4 protein-coding genes and 2 pseudogenes are annotated in these 4,557 nt (G+C 64.1%); 5 read left to right on the forward strand and 1 reads right to left on the reverse strand.

The window, feature by feature from the left end:
• The 4 genes and pseudogenes from ACFWF3_RS25325 to ACFWF3_RS25340 form a co-directional block, all read left to right on the forward strand.
• Positions 1–507, forward strand: a pseudogene (locus tag ACFWF3_RS25325) (hypothetical protein); the annotation flags it as partial.
• A 396-nt stretch (positions 508–903) separates the two neighbouring features.
• On the forward strand, positions 904–1,332 hold the full coding sequence (locus tag ACFWF3_RS25330; RefSeq protein ID WP_378990354.1) for an acetyltransferase: 429 nt from the start codon (positions 904–906) through the stop codon (positions 1,330–1,332).
• Positions 1,333–1,397: 65 nt separating this feature from the next.
• Complete coding sequence (locus ACFWF3_RS25335; protein WP_379315731.1) at positions 1,398–2,555, forward strand: glutamate--cysteine ligase; 1,158 nt, start codon at positions 1,398–1,400, stop codon at positions 2,553–2,555.
• Positions 2,556–2,590: 35 nt separating this feature from the next.
• Entirely contained in the window at positions 2,591–2,842 is a 252-nt protein-coding gene (locus ACFWF3_RS25340; protein ID WP_379315733.1) for a three-helix bundle dimerization domain-containing protein, read from the forward strand.
• A gap of 30 nt (positions 2,843–2,872) precedes the next feature.
• Here the strand turns inward: ACFWF3_RS25340 and ACFWF3_RS25345 are convergent, their stop codons facing one another.
• On the reverse strand, positions 2,873–3,694 hold the full coding sequence (locus ACFWF3_RS25345) for a class II glutamine amidotransferase (protein ID WP_379315735.1): 822 nt from the start codon (positions 3,692–3,694) through the stop codon (positions 2,873–2,875).
• Between the two features lie 577 nt (positions 3,695–4,271).
• Here ACFWF3_RS25345 and ACFWF3_RS25350 point away from each other — a divergent pair.
• Positions 4,272–4,557, forward strand: a pseudogene (locus tag ACFWF3_RS25350) (phosphodiesterase); the annotation flags it as partial.

Below are 4,557 nucleotides of genomic sequence, written 5' to 3' on the forward strand. Positions count from 1 at the left end.
GAGACAGCCTTCCTTCCCCTGGCTTCGGTCCAGTTCGCCATGGCGAAGTCGGCGCCGAGACTGATCGCCCGATTCGGCCGCAAACAGGTATTGCTCACCGGGGTGGTCCTGATGATGCTGGAAGCGATCTGGCTGACCACCACCCATGAGTCGACCAACTACTTCACCGGCGTTCTCGGCCCCTTCATCCTGCTCGGCGCCGGTCTGAGCCTGGCCTTCGTCACGTTGAACATGACCGTGCTCGGTGGACTCGAGCCTCGCGACATGGGCGCCGCGTCCGGGCTGCTCCAAGCGACCCAGCAGCTCGGACTTTCATTGGGCGTGGCCATTCTGACCACCATCTATCAGTCGTCCCGCGCCGAGCGGGCCCAGGAGAACACCGGAACCAAGGACATCCTCGCGCACGGCATGGCCAGCGCGGTGATCGCAGCCGTGATCTTCACGGCAGCGGCCCTGCTGATCAGCCTGTTCATCGTCAAGGTACCCAAGCCGGCGGGTGCGGCCTGACGTCCGTTCGGCCCCGGCTGGCGTGGTTCGACAGCGACCGGACGAAGTGCTTGCTCCCCGCGCCTGACCCGCGACCGCAATTATTGCGAGTGAATGCCGATTGCCGCATCTCGTCGAGCCGCATCTTGTTAAGAGGAATCCACTCCGGTAAACTCTGAGCAACCCACGGAATGCGGATACTGCACTCCCGCAGACAATTTCGCTGGGCATGCGATCCTCGATGATGCACCGCGACACCGAGCAGGACAGTCGCGCACCAATAGCCCCCTTATCGCGATGATAGCCACCACGCGTGGTCCACGGACAGACGATTCGAAAAGCAGAAGTTTCCGACAGGACCTGCTTCCATTCAACGGCGTCGAGTGGGCGGTCCTCAGTATCACCGAGGAGTCGATCATGACCGGCAACCCGTCACCGGTATACAACGTCCCGGAGGAAGAGCCCTTCCAGCGGGAGGCGGTCGCCGAGGGGATATCCATCGCCGCCGCGTTCATGCTTGTCATTTTGGCGGCGGTCTCCATTCTGCAGGGCATCTCCGCGATCGCGGACGACAAGTTGTATGTCGCCGGAATCGAATACGTCTACGAGTTCGACACCACGACGTGGGGCTGGATTCATGTCGTGCTGGGCGCCCTCGCTTTGATCTGTGGCGTCGGCCTCGCGATCGGATCGACGTGGGGCCGGTACGGCGCGATGGGAATCGCCGCACTGGTCATCGTCGCGAACTTCATGTCCCTGCCGTATTACCCGGCATGGTCCATCGTGATCATCGCGCTGAGCGTCGTGATCATCTGGGCTGTCTCCACCTGGCGACCCGAACGCTGAGTCCTCGTCGGATCTCTCCCCGATAGCTCGTCTACCGGTGGGCGCGACGCCGACCAGGAGGAACGATGGCGTCCCTGTCGATCGACCGACGCGATCGGTCACACCGCAACGATCTGCGCGCGTTCACCGTCGGCGTCGAGGAAGAGTTCGTGCTGATCGACCCCGCCACCGGGCGCCCTTGCCTGACCAACACCACCGTCGCGGCAGCCGGAACCGACAGCGCATTGCAGCTGGAACTCTCGCAGTGCCAGATCGAAACCTGCACCCCCGTCTGCGCGAGCATCGAGGCGGTGCACCGCGAGGTTCGACGAGCCAGAGTCACCATCGTTGACGCCGCGGCTCGCTCGGGCTCGCTTCCGCTGGCGGTGGGGGTACCGATCTGGGGGCCGCCCTCCGGTTCCATCACCGACACGCCGAGATACCAGCGCATAGCCGAACACTTCAAGGCACTGGCCGACCAGGTGACCTGCGGTTGCCATGTCCATGTCTGTGTCCCCGATCGCGACCTCGCGGTGCAGGTCAGCAATCACCTGCGTCGTTGGCTGCCCGCACTGTTGGCGTTGACAGCGAATTCCCCGATCGCCGAGGGCATCGATACCGGGCACGCCAGTTGGCGCCACACGGTGTGGGCGCGGTGGCCCAGTTCGGGCCCACCACCATATTTCCGCTCGGCAGCGCACTACGACGACATCGTCGCGGGACTCGCCGAAGACGGACAGATTCTCGACCCGGCGATGGTCTATTGGGATGTGCGATTGTCGGCTCACCTGCCGACGATCGAGATCCGGATCAGCGACGTGCCCGCGACCGTCGTGGAAACGACACTGTTGGCGAGTCTGGTGCGGGCCCTGGTCATCACCTCGGTCGCCGCCATCGGCCGTGGGCACCTCGCCGATCCGATCACCCGGACGCACCTGCGCTCAGCATGCCGCTACGCCGCCCGCAACGGGCTCTCCAGCACTCGATTCCCCACGACCATCGCGGGTCGGCGGGATACCCGCCACGCCCTGGCCCAATTGCTCTGCCATGTCCGTTCCGCCCTGGAGGAATCCGGTGACTACGAATTCACCCGCGACGCGCTGGCGGCAGTGCTCACCAGCGGTAACGGCGCCGTCCGGCAACGCAGTGCACTACGGGCAGGCGGCCCGGCAAACGTCTTCGCTGTGCTCGCACGACTGACCGTCGAAGGGTGCGACATCGGCAATTCCCAGCGGAGCAGATGACACGACCGGTGAGTTATGAGCGAGCAGGCGGGTGGATGATGCGCGACGACAATGAAGCTGTGCAGATCGATCAGGTGATCGAACGCTTGATCGCCCGTTTTCCGGCGGAACCACCGGCGGGGATAGAGCTCCTGGTTCGCCGTATTCATGAGCGTTTCGCCGACGCCCGTGTCCGCGATTTCGTTCCGCTGCTAGTCGAGAAGGCCGCTGCGCACAGTGTCGGCGCCTACCCGATCGAGGTCACCGGCGAGGACCCGCACAGCGCCGAGGCGATGGCTACGATCTAGCGAGGTTTCACAGATCTCGATCCCGCCGACTCAGACCGGTGACACGGGCTCGAACCCCAGGAGTTCATCCGCCCCGGCCCGCACGACTCCGGCACACGATTCGGGAACTTCGTTCCACGCGCCGGGAAGGTCGCGCAACGGTTCGGAAACCACGAAACGGGTGTGGTCGCCGAGGCGGTGCAGCACTTCCACCTCGGGGTGCAGCGCGCGCAGCTGAGCGATCCTCGTCGAGAAGAACAGCGATCTCGACTGACGTTCACTGGAGTAGCGGAAGACCCACAGCGACTGTCCATCGGTCGTCGCTACCGTCATCTGGACCGGATTCTCCACCTGGTGCGCGCGGCCTACGTCTTCGACGAATCCGACCGCGCGGGCGACCGCGCCGAGTGGATCTTCGGTGAGACCGAAGGTCAACGCCAGATAGAACAGGGTTTCCGAATCCGTCGATCCTTCGAGGTCGGGAAACAATGCCGGGTCGATCGCGGTGACCAGGTCGCGCCGGACCTCGCGAAAGCCACGCAGTGCTCCGTTGTGCATCCACAGCCACCGACCGTGCCGGAACGGATGGCAGTTACTGCGCTGTACCGGCGTCCCGGTCGACGCGCGGATATGGGCGAACAACAACGGCGTGCGGATCTGACCGGAGACCTCACGCAGATTTCGGTCGTTCCACGCCGGTTCGACACTCTTGAACACCGCGGGTTCTGCACCCTCCCCATACCAGCCGATGCCGAAACCGTCACCATTGGTCGTCGTGGCTCCGAGTCGGGAATGCAAACTCTGGTCGATCAACGAGTGCCGCGGCGTGAACAATAATTCTTCCGCGAGAATCGGCTCCCCCGCGTACGCCATCCATCTGCACATATATCTATTCAAGCAGACTGGATCGCCGATGTTAAGAAGTCGAGCAGGACAGCAGTTTCGATTTCACCGCGATGAATTTCGTTTCCGCCGGTGCCACGATTGTGACTGTCGGCGCGCTACCACCGGCAGTAGTTCAGTCCGTCGTATGGCGGTAACTCGGAGGGCATGATCGGAAACCTTCGTTCAGAGGTGCTCGACAGCAACCATCCAGCTGACGCCCGGCGCAACCCGCGTGACCGATGCTGTCGGCGAGGACCGCTTCCGAGTATTCCGCGATCCCACAGGTCATACGTTCTGCCTCGTGCGGGGAATAACGGCCGGCGATACCTGAGCTATCGCTGACGTTCGGCGAGGCTGGAGCTCGAAACAAGCGCGGCGGTAACGACACTCTTCTCTGCGGATCGGCGACTTCCGATCGCCGAACAGCGATTGGGCTCCGTCGCCGGGGGTAGGCGCACCCTATGAACCACGCCGTCAACGCGGACGGCTGACTGAGCATCATCGCCTGCGGCTGCCTGTCGGCGCCCCGGGCGACGACCACCACCGTGACAGGAGACCAGCGCCGATGATCGATATCCACCGTGTCGCCGAACTGCCGAACACCGTTGTCCGCACCACCTTTCAGACCGGGGCCCGGTTGCGGCATGCACGGGTGTTCCACCCGCGCGGCGTCCGCCTCGCGGGCCGATTCCGTGCCACCAGCGCCTACGAGCCCTGGTTCGGACCCGGCGACCGAGCGGTCATCGCCCGGCAGTCGAAAGGCATCGGTAGCCCCGGCGGCGTGCCCGACGTACTCGGGCTGGCTTTCCGGGTACTCGATCGCGACGAACGGCCCTGGGACTTCGCGCTGG

Origin of the sequence: Nocardia sp. NPDC060220, from assembly GCF_042727815.1 — a bacterium.
Taxonomy (GTDB): Bacteria; Actinomycetota; Actinomycetes; order Mycobacteriales; family Mycobacteriaceae; genus Nocardia.